14 protein-coding genes are annotated in these 18,283 nt (G+C 58.2%); 7 read left to right on the top strand and 7 right to left on the bottom strand.

Annotated features, from left to right (window positions below):
- Positions 1 to 22 precede the first annotated feature (22 nt).
- From ACQY5P_RS09135 to ACQY5P_RS09145, 3 genes are all read left to right on the top strand, one after another.
- A complete protein-coding gene (locus ACQY5P_RS09135; protein ID WP_428410440.1) occupies positions 23 to 484 on the top strand; it encodes a (2Fe-2S)-binding protein in 462 nt (153 codons plus the stop codon).
- A 3-nt stretch (positions 485 to 487) separates the two neighbouring features.
- Entirely contained in the window at positions 488 to 2,683 is a 2,196-nt protein-coding gene (locus ACQY5P_RS09140) for a molybdopterin cofactor-binding domain-containing protein (protein WP_428410441.1), read from the top strand.
- Positions 2,684 to 2,753: 70 nt separating this feature from the next.
- Positions 2,754 to 3,401 (top strand): Isoquinoline 1-oxidoreductase subunit, encoded by a 648-nt coding sequence (locus ACQY5P_RS09145; protein ID WP_428410442.1) that lies wholly within the window; start codon positions 2,754 to 2,756, stop codon positions 3,399 to 3,401.
- A gap of 113 nt (positions 3,402 to 3,514) precedes the next feature.
- Here the strand turns inward: ACQY5P_RS09145 and ACQY5P_RS09150 are convergent, their stop codons facing one another.
- The 7 genes from ACQY5P_RS09150 to ACQY5P_RS09180 all read right to left on the bottom strand — a co-directional run bounded on the left by ACQY5P_RS09150 (position 3,515) and on the right by ACQY5P_RS09180 (position 13,163).
- On the bottom strand, positions 3,515 to 5,512 hold the full coding sequence (locus tag ACQY5P_RS09150) for a serine hydrolase domain-containing protein (RefSeq protein WP_428410443.1): 1,998 nt from the start codon (positions 5,510 to 5,512) through the stop codon (positions 3,515 to 3,517).
- 33 nt (positions 5,513 to 5,545) lie between these two features.
- A complete protein-coding gene (locus ACQY5P_RS09155; RefSeq protein WP_428410444.1) occupies positions 5,546 to 6,682 on the bottom strand; it encodes a DUF819 domain-containing protein in 1,137 nt (378 codons plus the stop codon).
- 16 nt (positions 6,683 to 6,698) lie between these two features.
- A complete protein-coding gene (dgcA, locus tag ACQY5P_RS09160) occupies positions 6,699 to 7,691 on the bottom strand; it encodes an N-acetyl-D-Glu racemase DgcA (RefSeq protein ID WP_428410445.1) in 993 nt (330 codons plus the stop codon).
- On the bottom strand, positions 7,688 to 8,713 hold the full coding sequence (locus ACQY5P_RS09165) for a DUF1611 domain-containing protein (protein ID WP_428410643.1): 1,026 nt from the start codon (positions 8,711 to 8,713) through the stop codon (positions 7,688 to 7,690). The genes dgcA and ACQY5P_RS09165 overlap by 4 nt, the downstream gene beginning before the upstream one ends.
- Positions 8,714 to 8,765: 52 nt before the next feature.
- On the bottom strand, positions 8,766 to 9,881 hold the full coding sequence (locus tag ACQY5P_RS09170) for a YkvI family membrane protein (protein ID WP_428410446.1): 1,116 nt from the start codon (positions 9,879 to 9,881) through the stop codon (positions 8,766 to 8,768).
- 68 nt (positions 9,882 to 9,949) lie between these two features.
- A complete protein-coding gene (locus ACQY5P_RS09175; RefSeq protein ID WP_428410447.1) occupies positions 9,950 to 12,163 on the bottom strand; it encodes a TonB-dependent receptor in 2,214 nt (737 codons plus the stop codon).
- Positions 12,164 to 12,443: 280 nt separating this feature from the next.
- A complete protein-coding gene (locus ACQY5P_RS09180; RefSeq protein WP_428410448.1) occupies positions 12,444 to 13,163 on the bottom strand; it encodes a GntR family transcriptional regulator in 720 nt (239 codons plus the stop codon).
- Between the two features lie 162 nt (positions 13,164 to 13,325).
- Here ACQY5P_RS09180 and ACQY5P_RS09185 point away from each other — a divergent pair, with 162 nt between their 5' ends.
- From ACQY5P_RS09185 to ACQY5P_RS09200, 4 genes are all read left to right on the top strand, one after another.
- The gene (locus tag ACQY5P_RS09185) at positions 13,326 to 14,483 is read left to right on the top strand and encodes a dipeptidase (RefSeq protein WP_428410449.1); all 1,158 of its coding nucleotides are present in this window, start codon (positions 13,326 to 13,328) and stop codon (positions 14,481 to 14,483) included.
- A 30-nt stretch (positions 14,484 to 14,513) separates the two neighbouring features.
- Positions 14,514 to 16,082, top strand: coding sequence for a serine hydrolase (locus ACQY5P_RS09190; protein WP_428410450.1), 1,569 nt, complete (start codon positions 14,514 to 14,516; stop codon positions 16,080 to 16,082).
- 31 nt (positions 16,083 to 16,113) lie between these two features.
- A complete protein-coding gene (locus tag ACQY5P_RS09195) occupies positions 16,114 to 16,599 on the top strand; it encodes an Lrp/AsnC family transcriptional regulator (protein WP_428410451.1) in 486 nt (161 codons plus the stop codon).
- Between the two features lie 87 nt (positions 16,600 to 16,686).
- Positions 16,687 to 18,246 (top strand): amidohydrolase family protein, encoded by a 1,560-nt coding sequence (locus tag ACQY5P_RS09200; protein ID WP_428410452.1) that lies wholly within the window; start codon positions 16,687 to 16,689, stop codon positions 18,244 to 18,246.
- Positions 18,247 to 18,283 lie beyond the last annotated feature (37 nt).

An 18,283-nucleotide genomic window follows, 5' to 3' on the forward strand; every position in this document is an offset into this window, starting at 1 on the left:
GTATAAGTCAGAAAGGCGAGCCATGAGCGTCACTCTTACCGTCAACAATGAAGAGCGCACCGTCGATGCTGATCCGGACACGCCGCTTTTATGGGTGCTGCGCGACGAATTGCGTCTGACCGGCACCAAATTCGGCTGCGGCGTCGCGCAATGCGGAGCCTGCACCGTCTATGTGAACGGCCAGCCGAGACGGTCCTGCGTGACGCCGGTGTCTTCGGTCAATGGAATGGATGTCACCACGATTGAAGGGCTGGCCGGGCCCGAGGCGGACGCCGTGCGCGCCGCATGGGCTGAATATGACACGCCGCAATGCGGCTATTGCCAGTCCGGCCAGATCATGACCGCCGCCGCCCTGTTGCAGCGGACGCCCCGGCCCACTGACGAAGACATCGACAATGCGCTGGCCGGCAATATCTGCCGCTGCGCCACCTATGTCCGCATCCGCCAGGCCGTGAAGGCCGCCGGCGAAAAGCTGGAGGGCTGATCCATGACGACGCTCACATCGACTCTGACGAAATCCTCAGCATCCCGCCGCGCTTTTCTCGCCGGCGCAGGCGGCCTTGTCATCGGCGTCGTCCTGCCGCTCAAGGGCCGGGCGCAATCAAGCGCCGAAGCCGTGCTCGGCGCGGCCAGCACGGAGCAGCAATATGCGCCCAACGCGTTCATCCGGATCAGTCCCGACAATCTCGTGACGATCCTCATCAAGCATATCGAATTCGGCCAAGGTCCCTTCACCGGACTTGCAACGCTTGTCGCCGACGAAATGGATGCGGACTGGAGCCAGATCCGCGCCGAACACGCACCCGCCAACGCCGCGCTTTACGGCAATGCATTATTCGGCGGCATGCAGGGTACGGGCGGGTCCACGGCCATGGCCGCTTCTTTCATGGTGATGCGTCAGGCGGGCGCCGCCGCGCGCGAAATGCTCGTCTCTGCGGCGGCGCAAAACTGGGGCGTTCCCGCGTCAGAGATTAAAGTCTCCAAAGGCGTTCTTTCGCATGCGTCCGGCAAGACCGGATCGTTCGGCGAGTTCGCCGAGGCCGCAGCAGCGCTTGAGCCGCCGGCCGAACCGAAACTGAAAACCCCGGACCAGTTCGTCTATATCGGCAAGAACGTGCCGAAACTCGACACCGCCGACAAGTCTACCGGCAAGGCGATGTTCACGCTTGATGTCTATCGCGAGGGCATGGTGACCGCGGTCGTCGAGCATCCCAAAAAGTTCGGCGCAGTCGTCGCGTCCTTCGACGACAAGGATGCGCGCGCCATTCCTGGCGTCATCGACGTCAAGAAGACGAGCGCGGGCGTCGCCGTTTATGCCAAGAATACTTACGCCGCTTTGAAGGGGCGCAAGGCGCTGAAAGTGACCTGGAATGACGGCGCAGCCGAGAAACGCTCATCGGCGGAGATTGCGCAGGAGCGCCTTGCGGCCGTGAAACAACGCGGCGCCGTCGCGGGCGAAAAAGGCGACATCGAGAGTGGTTTCGCCAATGCGACTATTACGCACGAAGCGGAGTATCTCTTCCCCTATCTCGTACACGCGCCTATGGAGCCGCTCGACGCCGTTATTGAACGCAAGGAAGACGGCGGCGTTGAAGTGTGGATGGGCAGTCAGATTCCAAGCGGCGACAAACCTGCCATCGCCGCCGTCTGCGGCCTCACTGAAGACAAGGTGACGCTCAACACCATGTTCGCCGGCGGCAGTTTCGGCCGGCGCGCGCAACCGGTTGGCAATTTCGCCGCTGAAGCCGCGGAAGTCTTCATGGCTCATGGCGGCAAGACGCCAGTGAAACTGATGTGGACCCGCGAAGACGACATTCGCGGCGGCTTTTACCGCCCGCTGATGGCGCACCGCATTCGCGCCGGCCTTAACGACGCCGGCGAGATCGTCGCCTGGGAGCAGGTCGTCGCCGGTCAGTCTTTCCTCTCCGGTTCGGCCTTTGAAGGCATGATCCAGAACGGCGTCGACGCCACCATGGTGGAAGGCGCGTCGGAGCTTCCCTATGACATTCCCAACGTCAATGTCTCAGCGCATATCATCAACAATCCGGTGACGACCTTGTGGTGGCGCTCCGTCGGCCATACCCATACGGGATACGCCGTCGAAACCTTTGTCGACGAACTTCTCGACAAGGCGGGCAAAGACGCCGTCGAGGGCCGTCTCGCCATGATGGGCGAACAACCGCGACTCGCCGCCGCCCTGCGCAAGGCCGCCGACATGGCCGGCTGGGGCCGCGCGGCGCCCGAAGGCCGCGCCTTCGGCGTCGCCGCTGTCGAATCCTTCCGCTCTTACGTCGCGGAGGTGGTCGAAGTCTCCATGGAAAACGGCGCGCCCAGGGTTCACAATGTCTGGTGCGCCGTCGATTGCGGCGTCGCCGTCAACCCGGAAGTCATCAAGGCGCAGATGGAGGGCGGCATCGGCTACGGCCTCAGCGCGGTTCTCTTCAACGAACTGACGCTCGCTGATGGCGGCGAAGTGGAGCAGTCGAATTTCCACGACTATCGTTCGCTGCGGATCGGGGAGATGCCCAATGTCGAAGTCGAAGTCATCGCCTCAACCGAACCCCCGACAGGCGTCGGCGAACCCGGCACGCCCCCCATCGGGCCCGCTGTCGCCAACGCCGTGCGCCGCCTCACCGGAAGAACGCCCCGGCAGCTGCCCATGACCAAAGCGCTTCAGGCCTAGATTTTATTTGCCGCGCGTAGAGACGGAAGGCGGAAACCGCTTTTAGCAACGCGCCTCAGGGAGACCTTTCATGCGACGCCTTTCATTCGTCACCGCCTCTGTCATCGCCATCAGCGCCCTCTCCTTGTCCGCCTGCGGAAACAAGGATGAAAAACCCGCAGCAACCAAATCGGCGCTGGAAGTCAACGGGCTGAAAACCCCTGCCGCTTTTGAAAGCATCGCGGACAATGAACAGCGCTCGGCGGCGCTGTTCAACGAAATGGCGAAAGTCATGCTGCATCCCCGCTGCGCCAACTGCCATCCGGTTTCCGGCGGACCAACGCAGGGGGACGACATGCATCCTCATAACCCGCCGGTCATTCGCGGGTCAGGCATGGGCGCCCCCGGCATGGAATGCACCACCTGTCACGGTCAGGAAAATGTTGAGTTCGCCAGTATGGAAGGCTCGATCCCCGGGGCGTCGCCCTGGATGCTGCCGCCGGAATTCATGGGCTGGGCGGGGAAATCATCCGCCGAACTTTGCGCGCAACTGAAAAACCCCGCGACCAATGGCGGGCGGTCCCCGGAAGATCTTATCGAGCACAATGGCGGCGATCATCTCGTGAATTGGGCTTGGAATCCCGGCGAAGGGCGCACGCCCGCTCCGGGCGATCAGGAAACCCTTGGCGCGCTGACGGCTGCGTGGGTTGAAGCCGGCGCCCATTGCCCGAAAAGCTGATCAAAGCTCAAAACATAGGCGTCGACATTCTAGCGCCGTCACAATCGAAAGAATCTGCATCGCCCACGCGATGCAGATTCTTTATTGCTTGGTTAGCAGCAATAAACGGCTTCTTAAAAACTGGTTTCCCAGCTCAGAAGCCCATTTGTCGCCGAGAAGAAAATCACGACCAGGATCGCGACCGGCAACAGAGCGCTCCAAAGTTTTGCCAACCAGCTCTGCTTCCCGCTCCACACGACATACGCGTTCCAAAGAACGAGCGCCATCGCCAGATAAAGCAGGACTTGCAAAGACATGGTCATACGGAGTTGTGCGTCGAAGTCAGACCCCAGCGCGGTCAAATCCGAGAACAGCGTCTGAAACGTGAGCAACCAGCCCCCGAGAAAGACAAAGACCAGAATGGCCGCAACCCGCGTCAATCGGTAGGCCATTGCTTCCTTGCCGGTCAGCGGGAATTGATGCTTGTACCTCCAGCGGACGGCGGCGCGCACGGGCCACATCACAAGCGTCAGCGCCAGCGCGCCGAGCGCTGCAGTCAACAGCGGCGTCAGCAAGGCCGACGAACGATACCATGGCGGCGGAATCAGCTGCATGAAGGGCGATATCGGTTCAAAAGTGAGATGCTCGACTTTGCCGTCATCGCCAAGCTTCACGGCCAAGCGTTCTGGGCCGTCCGTATGGCGCCAGACAAAAGGCTCCACCTCGCGCCAGCGCATTGCAAGCGGCCCCAGCGCGACAACGAGATCGTCATCTTCATTCATCGTAATCTTTATCTGTCCCAGATAGCGGGCCAGCGCGGCAAAGTTGCTGGCGGATGTTCGCGAGCTTTCATACACGCCGACGACAAGCGCGCCATGCTCCTTCGCCGTGTCGAGACGCGGTTCAAAAGGAATTTCCGCTTCCGGGAAATAGCGCAGCGCGAATTCATTCGCCAGTTTTTCGCGCAACATTAGCGTGCCGCCGCCCGTGCCGCTGCTGTTAAACGATACGAACAGGCCGACGTCCTTGTCGAGGAACAGCGACAAATCGGAATGGAAAAAGTTGGTGTCGCCGCCATGACCGATGCTGCGCAAGTCGCCTCTATTCTGCTGGTAGAAACCGAGCGCCATGGCGCCCAGCGGCGGCGTGTGCTGATCGATGGTTTCGTGCATCATGCGCGCCGTTTCCGGTTTCAGAAGCGGACCGCCATCATTTAGATGCGCGATCATGAACCGGCCCATATCGGCGCCGCTTGCGGCGAGCGCGCCGGCGGGGCTGGCGGGGATCAGCTCATAATAACCGGCTTTTCCATCCGCTCGGTTCTCGTAGCCGCTCGACATGTTGTCCTTGAATTTTTCCGGCAGCGGCATCTCAAAGGTCGAGCTGGTCATGCCGAGCGGCTGGAAAATATGGTTGTCGATATAGTCGGCAAAAGGCTCTCCAGAAATCCGTTCGACGATGTAACCGGCAAGCGCAGTTCCATAATTAGAATAGCCCGGAACCTCGCCCGGCGGGAACATGCGGCCCGGTATGGAATCCTTCAGATAGTCCCCGAGCGACATCAAATGATCCGGATCTTCGGCGATCAGATTGCGCAACACTTCTTCGAACCCCGCCGTGTGGGTCATCAAATGGCGGACGGTGATCGGTTTGTCGAAAGCGTCAGGTATTTTGAAATCGAGATAGGTATTGACGTCTTCGTCGAGATCGATCTTGCCCTGTTCCACAAGCTGCATCACAGCCGTCCAGGCGAACAGTTTTGAAACCGAGCCCGGGCGGAAAATCGTCTCGTAACCGTCGACCGGGGTGCGGCTTTCGAGATCGGCGTAACCGAAGCCGCGACTGGTCAGAATTTCTCCGTCTTTGACGACGGTCACCACGGCGCCGACAATCTCAGCGTTAGTGATGGCGTAAGGCATGAAACCGTCGAGCCAGGCGTCGACATCGGTTTTGGTCAACGCATGCACGCCGTCTTCCGCCGGCGCTGCTGCGGGCGCCGCCTCACTGACTGTTTCCGCCTCTTCCTGCAAAGGATCGGGGACCAGCGGATTTTCCTGCGCCGATGCTGACAGCGGCAGCGATAGAAGCGCCGCCGCAGCAGCGATCCTACGAATAGCTTCTGTTAAAGACATGACATTCTCCAAACTTACAAGGAAAGTTCTTGTTCACGGGTTTGCCCCTTCGAGAAGCGAATAAACGCCGATACCGACGAAATTGCCGAGCACATAGCCAAGAATCCCGGTGAGAATTCCTGGCAATACGAGATTGCGCCACTTGAAAAGAATTGCGATGGCCGCCGCGACAGGCGGGCCTGCGATGCAGGCGAGCGATGCGACGATAAGTTCCGCGTAGTTCAGTTTAAACAACGCGCCAGCCGCCGCCAAAAACATCAGATGCACTGCGAAAATCAGGAGCACCATCCAGAACATGCCGGGTGCGGCGCTGAGAATCCCGTTCACATCGGCGCCCGCGCCGACAATGGCGAAAAACAGATACATAAAAATCATCGCGATGACGTCTTCTCCACGCAAGCGCGCAAGGAAACTACGTCCGATTGTCGCCGCCGCCGTCATCAATACCGTAAGCACGAGCAGGCTGTAATCGGGAATGCCTAAAGCGCCGGCGATCTTCTCGCTCGCCGCGGTTACGGAGACAGCGATCGCCAGCGCTGTCAGCAATTGAAAGAGGGTCGGCGCGCGCGCTTCCGCGTTTTCCGAGACAATTGCGTCTCCCCAGATGCTGTCGACGCGCCAATGAAACCGATTTTGTAGCAACCGCCAGCCGGCCAGCACATTCAGGAAGATGATGAAACCGACGCCCAGAATGTTGTCGATCGCAAGCGCCGCCGAAAGCTGGGACGCATCTTCAAACCGCAAGGCATCTGCAACGGCGACGAAATTCAGGGAGCCGCCGGTATAGGTGGCGCTGAAGACGGCGGCGATCTTCGCTTCATTCGCGCCAAGATCAACAAAAGGCGCAGCAAGAAGCGCGCCTAGAACCGACCCCGCCATGCCAATCAGAAAGGCGATCAGAACGCGCCCGCCTTCCGCAAAGACTTTGATGAGATCAGCCCTGAAGAGAAACAGCGCGATCGCCACCGGCACGAGATAGGACCAGATCACACCATAGACAGGCGCGCTCCGCGGAATGATGTTGAAATGCGACGCGGCAAGCGCCGACAAAATAACGATCCCGGCTCCAGAAATGCGTTTGCCGAGCGGCGTTTGCTCCACCCCGGCTGCAAAAGCCGCAAGCGCCAGAAGAACAGCCAGCAACCCGAAAATATTGTCGGGCGAGATCATCTTGTCAAAGACCGCGTCATGTGGGCGTTCCCCACAATCCCGCTTCTGGGGCGTCAACGGCGCCAGCCTTATAGCCCATGCCGCCAGGATAATCCGACTTGAGATTCAGCGGACCGTCCAGGTCGACGAAATCGCAAAGCTGCGCGATGACAAAGGCCGGCGCCATGGAAAGCGACGTGCCCAGCATGTTGCCGACCATCAGCCCCTTCCCGGCTGCACGCGCCTCACGCGCAAGAGCCAGCGCTTCCGTCAGACCGCCTGTCTTGTCGAGCTTGATATTGATCATGTCATAACGATCAAGAACGTCGGGCAAGTCGGCTCGATGAAGGCAACTTTCATCCGCACATATGGGCACTGGCGCACGAAACCCGGCAAGCTCTTCATCCCCGCCGCGCGGCAAAGGCTGCTCCACCATGGCGACGCCGAGCTCTGCGAAAGGCTCTAAAACCGACTTCAACTGGGGGAATGAAAAGCCCTGATTTGCATCGATTACAATAGAAGCGTCCGGGCGCGCTTCGCGAATCGCCGATATACGCTCAACCGGATCCACAGCATCCAGTTTGATCTTAAGCAGAGGATAATCTTTGGCGCGCGCCGCATTTTCCGCCATGAGCGCCGGTGTTTTTTGAATGCCGATTGTGAACACGGTCCGCTGCGGTTTCGGCTCAATGCCAGTGAGCTCCCAGATCGACTTGCCGGTTTGCTTCGCTTTCAAATCCCATAAGGCGCAGTCTAAGGCGTTGCGCGCGCCGCCTGCGGGGAGGAGTTCCTGCACATCTTCCAGCGACACGCCAGCCTCAATTTGCTGACGCACCGCTTCGATCTGCTCCAGCATCAAGCCGGAGTTTTCTTTCAGATAATAGACGCCCACGCCCTCGCCGCGTCCAACAGAGCCGTTTTCTTCGACGCTGACGATAATGGCGTCGAGACTGTCGAAGACATAGCCTGTGATGGCGAAAGGCGCCTTCATCGGCCAGCCGGTTCGATGAACGCTTAGCCGCATTGTCATGACGCCGCCTCACTAGAGAGATTGTCGATGATCGCTTCAACCCCGTCTTTTATGGGATCCACGACCGGCAAGTCTGTTTCACGCGCAATTTTCTCATAAAGACGCATCCGTTCTTCGGACGGAATTCGGGAAGTGTTGACCGATACGCCAACGAACCGCGCATTGGCGTTTACGCGCCACGCGTGTGCGAGACACTGTTCTATTGTTTGTGTCAAAGGAAGAATGGGAAACGATCCGCCGGGTTCGGTCCCCAGAAGAAACTTGCGCGAGGGATCATGACATAACACCAGAGCATCGGGCTGCGCGCCATGAAGCAAGCCGAGGCTTACTCCTGCAAAGCTTGGATGGGAGAGCGAGCCCTGCCCTTCAATGACGTCCCAATGATCGTCCGCCGCTGCGGGTGAAAGCATTTCCGCGGCGCCGGAAATGAAGTCCGAGACAACGCTGTCGATGGGGATGCCGCCGCCTGAAATCATGATTCCGGTTTGGCCAGTGGCGCGGAAATCGGCGTTCCAGCCACGCGAGCGCATTTCCCGTTCGATGGCGAGCGCCGTGTATTTCTTGCCCACCGCGCAATCGGTTCCGACAGTCAGCAACCTTTTTCCCGGCCGTTTTGCGCCGGTCCCGATTGGAATATTCTTGGGCGGGGTGCGTATATCGATCAATCGCACGCCGGACTCGCGCGCGGCGGCGGCGATTTCCGGCACATCCGCCAAACGCGCATGCATGCCCGAGACGATATCAAGTCCGGCGCGTGCGGCGCGTGCGAGATCGCTGCGCCACGTCTCCGGAATATTTCCCCCCGCCGGCGCAACTCCAATGACCAGCGACCTGACGCCGGCCGCAATCGCTTCATCGATCGTCATATCGCGCAAACCGCCGTCCACCTGACAGCCCGGCGCGCGCAACTGACCAACACAGAATTCAGACCGCCATTGAATGAGCCCCAAACCTGTCTTGGCGTGACCCAGATCGGCGACATCGCCAAAATAGATCAGACATGGCGGCTGCAGCCGCTCCATGGCGGGTTTATTTTCAGCCGTCTCGGCTGCGGGCGCTGGCGCCCAATCCTGCCTAACCAGATTCACTGGCGTCCTCCGCATAAGTCGATTTTGTATTGATGATTTTCACGAGGCCGATGGTCAAAAGCGGCGCAATGACCAGTGCGATGAAGCCATAGGACAAAAGGCCGTACCCTTTGGCGATGAGCGAAATAATGCCGACAGCGCGCGCCAGAAAAATAGCGATGCAGAGCATGACGACAGCAAGGGCGAAACGGGCCCACTGAGGAAAGGCTCCGCCGCTATCGGCGAAAGAGGCGGCGATGCGCTCATTTACGGCGTGAATGAGCCCGACGCCGGTTTCAACAAAAGTTCCGAAGAGAACAATTTGAAAGACAACAAAGAACCAGGCCGAATTCAGCGCCTCAAGCAAAGACAAAACTGGCACCGCTTCATGCTGAATTTCCGGATACTGCGCCAGCATCGCGAGGAACACGAAAACTCCCGGCAGAATGCCGAGGAGACCCGCCAGCGAACCGGAAATGAGCGCTTCATTGCGCGTTTGCAAATAGGGAAGCACGAATAAGACGGCGACAAACGCCAGCAAATTGTATGCTGCGTACCGAACGCCATCGAGGAACCAGTAGCCCGTCACCTCTCCGCGCTGTAGCGCCGAAATTATGGCGTCTCCATGAGCAACCGACACCCAGACAAGGAAGACTGCATATACGGCGTAAAGCAACAACGACCACCAGGCCAGAGCGCGCTCAATGGTGGGGCCGCCAAAGAAAGCGAGCGCTCCAATCGCGCCAAGCAGACACATGACGCCCGCTATTTGAGGCGCGCCCAAGGAGGTTGCGAGCATTTCCCCCGCCGCAGAACCGAGGACGGAAAGAACCAGCAAAGCAATCAGCAAAAACAAAACTTCGAAAAGGCGCCAGAAAGGGCCAAGCAGCGCCATGAAAAATGCGCGATAGTTATAAGCCTTGCAGATCCGCGCAAATTCGAAGGCGACGGCGAAGACAACCGCCCAGGCGACCGCGGTGACCGCGAGCCCGAAAAGCCCTCCAAGGGCGCCGTGGCTCATGAAAAACTCCACGATCTCTCGCCCCGTGCCGTAGCCGCCGCCGATGATGACAGACTGAAACACTAATCCCGGCAGCAGATACGTTCGAAAAAGCCTGCTCATTAAAAACCTATCGCCATAGCGGGTTTAGACGGTCCGCCGTACAATACACGCAGACGGACCGTCAGGGCTTAAAACGCGGCCGTGAACATCGCGCCGATCGTGCGCGGCCGGAGGACGCCCGCAGTCACGACGCCCGGCGGCAGGTTGGTGTTCGGATTGCCGCCGGATGTATGGCCTCGCGAATTGGTCAGGTTACGGGCGAACAGTTCAATCGAATAATTTTCGAAGATGAGGCCCGTCCTGAGATCCAGGACGCCATAAGAGGGAAACTCACTTCTTCCGTTCGGCGAGAAGTTCGCAAACTGGCTCGACTGAAAGCGGAAGGTCCCGCCGGCATAGCCGGTGACGTTGTTGGACAGCGGGCGCTCGTAATCGCCGCTGATGCTGAAGGAGTATTTCGGCGTGAAGGGAAGTTTGTCGCCGTCAAGACCGCCCACAAGGATCGGATCGGTATCCGTCGTCAACTCCGAGTCGGTGATCGCGCCGTTCACGACGACATTCAACCCATCGACCGGACGCAGCGTAACCGTGGCCTCGCCGCCGACGCTCCTCGCGCCGCCCGTATTGGTATTGACGCCGAACCCATTGACGACGGTGAACAGCTGGACGTCTTTCCAATCGAGATAGAAAGCCGACAGATCAACCGCGAGCGAATTGTCTTCCGTCTGCGCCTTCAGCCCCGCTTCGTAGCTCAGAATCGTATCGGACTGATAGGTGAACGGCGTTCCCGCCGGCGCTGTCGGCGGCAAAACGTTCGGTCCGCCCGGACGGAAGCCTTTTGCGACCCGCGCATAGATCGCCGCATAGTCGTTCAGCTCAAAGCGCGGAGCCACTGACCAGGTGAAGACGCCTTCATCCGATGAAATCGTCGGGAAGACTTCCGGCGGCCCGACAAAAAGGCCCGGCAGGCCATCGGTTTCCTGGAACGCGTTCTGTTCGTTGTGGCTGAAACGCCCGCCCGCTGTAAGGTCAAAGCGCTCGCCGAAATGCAGCGTGGCGTTCGCGTAGGCCGCATATTCTTCATAGTCGGAGTCAATCGCGAGGTCAGCGAGAACCGGCACGCCCGGCGTCGGATTGACGGTTCCAGGCTCAACGGCCGTGACGAGCTGGTCGATCAGGCCTTCTTCATTGGTGTAGTAGCCGCCGATCATCCATTCGAACCGGTCGTTCTCCTGGGAGGAGAGCCGGATTTCCTGGGTGAATTTCTGATAGTCCGTCTGCTGATCGAGAACCAGCTCAAGCGGCGGCGCCATCAACGCGCCGGCAACAAGACCAGCCAACGAAAACGTCATGAAGTCGTCGTGAATGGTCTGATCGAAAGTGCTGTAGCTCGTTGAGGAAGTGATATTGACCGCCCCGAGATCCCAGTCAATCACGCCGCTGTAAACGCGGTAGGCCGCTTTGTTCGTGGAATCAGCAAAGACGGAATTGGTCAGCTCGCCGCCGAGCGGATCGAGCGTCGCCGCATCGAGCTCGATAGAGTTCGATTCATCGGTTTTAATATCCTGTAGAATGGCGCTCAGGCGAACCGACAGATTATCCGTCGCATTCAACAGAAGCGAAGCGCGACCGCCATAGGACTCAGACGGGTTGATGTCTTCCTTGACGTCAGAGCCATTGGCGCCAACCGAATCAATGAAACCGCCGCTTTTCCGGTAGAAACCGCTGCCGCGGAAGGCGAGACGCTCGCCCAGAGGAACGTTTATGACGCCTGCTCCGGAGTATCCAATATCGCCATCGTCAACTGTTTCGACGCCGGCGCGCACTTTCGCCTCGAACCCGTCCGTATTCGGCTCTGCTGTTACGAATTTAAGCGTGCCGCCGAGAGAGTTGGCGCCGTAGAGCGTGCCTTGAGGCCCGCGCAGCACCTCAACCCGCTCTACATCGAACGTGTCGAAGTCGCCGGCGAGAATGCCTGCGTTCACAAGCCCGGTGCTCGACCCGAACGGCGTTTCATCCACATAGACGGCGACCGTAGAGGCGACGCCGCCAGTGTTGACGCCGCGCACGATCAGACGACCTTCGCCGGGCGTGCTCTGATTAAGCTGAAGACCCGGCACAAGGGCGAGATAATCCTGAAAATTTGTGGCGTTCAGCCGTTCCAGCGTGTCTCCGCCGACGACGCTAACCGACAAGGGCACTTCCTGCAGCGTTTGAGCCCGCTTTTGCGCCGTAACGGTAATAACGTCACGGTCTTCGTCATCCTGCGCATGCGCGGAAGCCGTCAGCGCCCCGAACGCCGCGCACGCCATTAGCATCACTTTATTCCGGTGCATCATCATCTTCTCCTTATCCCCTCCGGCGTTCTACGCCTTAGCAACCATTATGGCTGTCTTATTTTTTTATACGACATTTTTATTTTTCTGGATACCCGCTTTAGCGATTTTAGAGCCAGCGGGGCGGATTGTTGCCGCCAGAACACAAGAAGCTTGGTTCAAAAAAAGCCCTTGTACACGCAAAACGCGAAAAACTTGGCCCCCTCGCCGCCGGAAGGCATGAGGGGAGATTCCAGCGGCAGGATGGCGGCGGGGTATTACGCCAAATACGGAGGATTAGGCTGCCTTATTCCAGGCGCGACGGCAGCTTCAGATCCTGCGTGTAAAGCTGATCATGGAGAAAGATGGCGTCGAGAACCCTCTGCTCACTGATCGTCAGTATCTTATGGACCTGTTCTCGAATATCGTCGGAGAGATCCTTCTTGATGGCTTCAACCAGCGCGCGCTGATGCTCCCATGTATAGGGCAAAAAGTGATTCATCTTCACATACAGCCAGTAGATTCGCATGGTCGTATCTTCGAGCTGTCTGATCCAGTGAATCAGCAGGGGATATTTGACCTGTTGCGCCATGAAAACGTTGAAGCGCTTGTTCGCCTTCAATAATTTCAACGCTACGGCGTCGTCTGTGATCGGGCCTTTATGAGAGATCATGTCGTTGAGCTTGGCGATCTGATCGTGGTCGATCTGCGCCGCGGCCATGGCGAAAATGTCAGGCTGCAGCATTTTGCGCATGGCGAAATTCTGCTTCACGTCCAGAAGAGTTAGAGGCGCGACACGGGTGATTCTCGGAGACACGGAAACGAGAAATTGCTGCGCCGTCAGCTGCTCCATAATGTTGCGGGCTGTGGTGCGGCTGATGTCGAACATGTCCGTCAGGATGTTTTCGGACACCTTCTGACTGGGCGCCAGCTTCTGGGTCACGATCGCATCCATGATGAGATCATAGGCCTTGGCCGGATTGGCGCCGTTCTGTTTCTTCTTATTGTTCGTGGTGGTCCTGGCCATCGCGTCCCATCATCTTCAATTCAGCGGTTTTTCTAGCGTTATTCCTCACCTTGTCTACGGAAATGATGTTTTTGAACGCCTTATTGATAATTAAGGCTGTATTATTGCCGAACATTAGGTTAGCCTCGCGGCCGCGTCATATTGTGAGGGGTATCCGCAGTCATGAGCATCTGCCTTGAGACCGACCGCCGCCATGTCCTGAAAAGCGGTCTGGCCGCCGCAGCCCTCGCGGCGCCCATGGTGAATTTCGGACGATACAAAGTGTTCGCAGCAAGCGAGCGCACCTACAGCGCAAAAACGATCGAGCTCATGAACCGCAGCCTTGTCATCGACATGCTGTCGGTGCTGGCGGATATCGGAACACTATTAAGCGCGGGCCCCGCCGAGGACGGTCTTGTTGTGTCGGATGCGCAGCTTGCGAAGCTGCGCGCATCCGGCGTCAATGTTTTTCATCCGGCGATCGGACTTGGCGGCAAGGAAAGCGCGCTCAGTTTCGTCGGTCGCCTCAATGCCTATGCTGCTGAGCGGCCGGACGATCTGCGGCGCATCACCACCATCGCCGACATGGAAAAAGCCAAGGCCGAAGACAAGATCGGCTTTATCGTTGGCATTCAGAACGCGCAGCATTTCGATAAGCCGGACGATGTGAACCTGTTTTACAATCTCGGCCAGCGCGTCAGCCAGCTTACCTACAACTCGATGACGCGGATCGGTTCGGGCTCGACCGACCGCGCTGATGGCGGCGTCAGCGATTTCGGCGCGGCGATCATCGCGCGCATGAACGAGGTCGGCATGGCTGTCGACGTTTCCCATTGCGGCGACCGGACAACGCTGGACGCGTTTGAGCTTTCAACAGCGCCCGTCCTTATCACGCATTCCAATGTACGCGCCCTTGCAGGCGGTCACCCGCGCTGCAAATCAGACGAGGCGATCAAGAAAATGGCGCAATCAGGCGGCGTGATGGGCATTACGGGCGTGCGCAACTTCGTTCGCCACAAAGAACCCACAACGATCGAACATCTGCTCGATCATTATGAGTATGTCCGCAAGCTTGTCGGGGTCGAGCATCTCGGGATCGGTTCCGACACGGATGCGGAAGGCTATGACGATATTCCGGAGCCCGCCTACACCGCGCTGAAGGAGGGCTATAAAGACTCCTACAAATTCCGTGGCAAGATCGACACCGACGGTTACGACCATCCGCAGAAGACCTTTGACCTGACCGAAGGACTTATCCGTCGAGGCTATTCCGACGCCGATATCGAGCTTGTCCTCGGTGGAAACTTCAAACGCGTCCTCGGCGAAATCTGGAAATCATAAAACCGATCAAATGTTCTCAGGAGAAAACATATGAGCTTACGCCGCATCGTCGCTTGCGCCGCCGCAAGCGCCCTGAGCATTGCCCAGGCGTGCGCCGCGGACATCACGCCGGAACAGATCGACGCCTACGCGCAAGAGGTGATCGGCGCCTTTAAAAACACCGGCCTCGGGATCACCGTCGTTTCAAGCGACTCCGTCATTTTCCAGAAAGCCTATGGCGTTCGCGACACCCGCAAGCCTGATGTAAAGATCGATGAAAACACGCTCTTCCCCTTCGCCTCTGTGGGAAAGGCTTTCACGACTGCAGCGCTCGCTATGGCCGTCGATGACGGAAAGCTAAAGTGGAACGATCCGGTCCGCAATTTCATCCCCGAATTTGAAATGTCGGATCCTTACATCACGAAGGAGTTCTCCGTTCGCGACCTTGTTACGCACCGCTCCGGCCTCCCCGCCGGCGCAGGCGATCTTCTGGTCTTTCCCGACGCAAATCCGGAAGTCTCCGACATTCTCGCAGCTATGAAACATATTCCGCCAGCAACAAGTTTCCGGTCGGAATACGCCTACGATAATCTTCTTTATGTGGTCGCCGGAGAAGTTCTGTCCCGTGTCGAAGGCAAGCCCTGGCATGAAGTCATCGAGTCGCGCATTTTCAAACCGCTCAAGATGAAATCCTGCAAAGCGCTGCCCTCGGAAGGCGCGGCGGCGAAGAACACTGTCACCCAGCACACGCGCGAACCCGGAAGCTGGGAAGGCGAACCCATCGATCCGCGCTACATCATCGGCGACGGCACGGCGCCAGCCGGAGGCTTAAGCTGTTCGATTACAGACTTTGCAAAATGGGCGCAGTTCTGGCTCAACGATGGAGTGACGCCATCGGGCAAAAGACTGATCTCCGAAGCGCAAGTGAAAGAGCTATGGACGGGCGTCACGCCCACCGGCGTAAGCCCCATGCTCGCCAAACTTGGCGATACCCATTTCTCAATTTACGGGCTGGGATGGACCCTGCGGGATTTCCACGGAAAACTCCTCGTCAGCCACAGCGGCGGTCTCCTCGGCGCGGTTTCCTATTTCGGCATCCTGCCGGAAGAAGACATCGCCGTTTTTGTCAGCAGCAATGATTTCGCTATCGCCACGAGCTTCCTTGCGCTGCAAATTCTCGATGACGCCGCAGACCCGCAGTCGGACTCCGACTGGATCGGTCAAGCCATCGAATTCTATAACGGCTATCAGGCGTCGGCGGCGAAAGATCAGGGTAAAGGCGATGATGCGGCGAAAGATGTCGCAACTGATCCCGGCCGCCCGCTTGCTGACTATGTCGGGACCTATGTTGACCCCTGGTATGGCGATGTCTCCATCACAATCCAAAACGGTCAACTGTTCATCGACATGAGCCGTTCCGAAGCGCTGGATGCGCCGCTTGTGCCGGTAGCGCCTGACAAATTCGTCGCGCGCTGGCCGGACCGAAACCTCAACGCCGACGCCTATGTGATGTTTTCCGCGCAAGACGGGAAGGTCTCAGGAATGACAATGAAAGCCGTGTCAGAAACGACTGACTTCTCCTTTGACTTTCACGATCTGAATTTCGCCAAAAACCCTTAAGGGCCATAGCGCCCTTCCGATTGCTGACCATATGATCGACTTTTTAGGCATAAAAATTCTGAGGGCGCTCTGCAAAGACGGCCGCATGTCCTATGCCTGCCTGGCGGAGAAAATTCATCTTTCCCAAACGCCGACGATAAAACGGGTGCGGCGCCTTGAAGAAGACGGCTATATCACCGGGTATTCCGCAATTTTGAACGAAAACAAACTGGGCGGCGGGATGAACATCTTCGTATGGGTCACGCTCGCCAATCAGAAGATATCCACTCACGCCGACTTTCAAAAGCTCGTCAGCGAAACGCCCCAAATTATGGAATGCTTTTTGACAACAGGCGAGTCCGATTACCTGCTTCGCGTCGCTGTCGAAACTCCTGCAGAGTTTGAAAAGCTTCTGTCAGAAAAAATATCCAGCGTCGTGCCGATCAGTCACACAAAGTCCAGTTTCGCATTACGCTCGGTCAAGCGCGAAATGATTCCGCCGCATCTCGCCGTTCATGAGCCGTCAGTCCGTGCTTGATCGCTTTGATTTCCCAATAATCAACGACGGCGGGTGTCTCGTGCGTGAAGTAAAGATATCCGGGGATACGGGGAAGGAGAAAGACTCGTGAAACGACTCTGCTCGCTCAGTCTTATGCTGGCTGGTTTTCTGATGCTGGCGCCGGGCGCCAGCGCGCAAAAAGCTTCTTTCGATCTGGTGATCCTGAGCGGCCGCGTCATCGATCCTGAAACCGGGCTCGATGCGGTCCGCAATATCGGTATCCGCGGCGACAAGATTGAGAAGATCACCAACCGAAATATCAGCGGCGAAAGGATCATCGACGCCGAAGGCCTTGTGGTGGCGCCGGGATTTATCGATCTGCACGCCCATGGACAGACGATTCCGGCGGCGCGGGCGCAGGCGCTTGACGGCGTGACCACCGCGCTGGAGCTTGAGGCTGGCGAGTATCCCATTGCGAACTTTTACGAAGCGGCTGCGCAAGAGGGCCGTCCAATTAATTACGGCGCTTCCGTCAATTGGGCGCGCGCGCGAAGCGCTGAAACTGCTGGCTTAGAACCAAGGTCATACGCCGATCCGCTCGAACAGGATGAGGATGGTCCTGATTGGCGCTACACGCCGCTTAAAACTGAACAGACGTCCGCCGTTCTGTCGCGCATTCAAAAAGAGCTTAATGACGGCGGTTTGGGCGTCGGCATGCTTCTGGGTTATGTGCCGGGATCGGGAAGAAACGAATACTACGCGTTGCATGAGGTCGCCGCGAAAAATGGCGTCCCCACCTTCACCCACGCCCGGTATCTGTCGAACATCGAACCTGACAGTTCGCTCGAGGGCTTTCAGGAGATGGTCGCCGTGTCGGCGGCGACCGGCGCGCATATGCATGTCTCTCATTTGAACAGCATAAGCATGCGCGATATCGGCCTCATCCGGCCCATGCTGGAAGCGGCACAGGCTAATGGCGTCAACATCACGGTGGAGGCCTATCCCTACGGCGCTGGAGCGACGGCGATCGGGACGGCGCTTTTTGAAGGCGAAAACTGGCAGGCCCGCATGGGCGGCATCAAGAAATCCGACTTCACGCTCGATGGCGTTCCCTTAAGCGACGCGGAATTCGACAGGCTGCAAAAGCAAGCGCCGGGAACCGACATCGTCGTTCATTTCCTGCATCCGGAAGACAACCCGGAAGATCGCGATATTCTTGCGCAGTCCATCCTTTATCCGGGCGGCGCCATCGCGTCCGATGGCGGCAACTGGACGGTAAACGGCGAGAACATCGCCAGCGATGTGTGGCCGATCCCTTCAAATGCGTCATCGCACCCGCGCAGCGCGGGCACTTTCTCGAAATTCCTGCGCGTCTATGTGCGTGAAAACCAGATGGTCGGTCTTTCAGACGCGCTCGCCAAAACCAGCCTTATTCCGGCGCAAATTCTTGAAAGCGCCGTTCCGCAAATGCGTAAAAAAGGGCGGCTTCAGGAAGGCGCCGATGCTGACATCGTCATTTTCGACATCGAGAAGGTGAGCGACCGCGCGACCTATGAACAACCTGCGCAAATGTCCGCAGGGTTCCAATATGTGATTGTCGCCGGAACTCCCTTGGTGTGGGAGGGCGAACTCGATGCGACCGTTCTTCCCGGCCGTCCGATCAGGAGAGAACAGTCAAAGCCGTGACAGGCGATTTCGCGAAATGGGTTTAGCGCAGGCCGCT

The sequence above is a fragment of the Hyphococcus sp. genome (assembly GCF_965267305.1).
Classification (GTDB): Bacteria; Pseudomonadota; Alphaproteobacteria; order Caulobacterales; family Parvularculaceae; genus Hyphococcus.